This window comes from Sphingomonas epibiotica, from assembly GCF_039615155.1.
Lineage (GTDB): Bacteria > Pseudomonadota > Alphaproteobacteria > Sphingomonadales > Sphingomonadaceae > Sphingomonas.
This window is the reverse complement of record NZ_JBDGHY010000044.1, coordinates 1-427: the sequence shown is the minus strand read 5'-3', so window position 1 is coordinate 427 and position 427 is coordinate 1. Positions and strand designations below refer to the sequence as shown.

Annotated in this window: 1 protein-coding gene; it reads left to right on the top strand. The window is 67.7% G+C overall.

What is annotated here, in order from left to right:
* Nucleotides 1-26 precede the first annotated feature (26 nt).
* The coding region (locus AAIO73_RS20215) for a class I SAM-dependent methyltransferase (protein ID WP_345880592.1) at nucleotides 27-427 on the top strand (401 nt) is incomplete at its 3' end.

Below are 427 nucleotides of genomic sequence, written 5' to 3'. Positions count from 1 at the left end.
AATCCAACAGTGCCGCGATCGCGAGGATGGCGTTGCGCCTCGATGCGACCGAGGGCACGAGGGAGGGGGTCGACCTGACGGCACGCGCCGTCGCGGCCTGGCCTCGTGCGTGCGCATCGCTGCTCGTGCTCCCCGGTCAACCGCCACGTCTCGTCTATGACGTGATCGTGATCGCCGAGATCCTGTATTACCTCTCAGCGCGAGAGATGGCCCGGGTTGCGCGTGAGATGGCCGCTCGCCTGCGCCCAGGCGGCATCATCGTGCTCGCGCACCACAGGATTGATTTCTACGATTTCGTCCAGCATGCGGCAGGGATCCACGCCCGGTTCCTCGCAGAGACCGGGCGTTGTTGGACGGTTCGCACCGCGCGCCGCACCGGCCGCTGGGTCGTTACCGCGGCCCGCGCCGATGGTATGACCCGATCCCG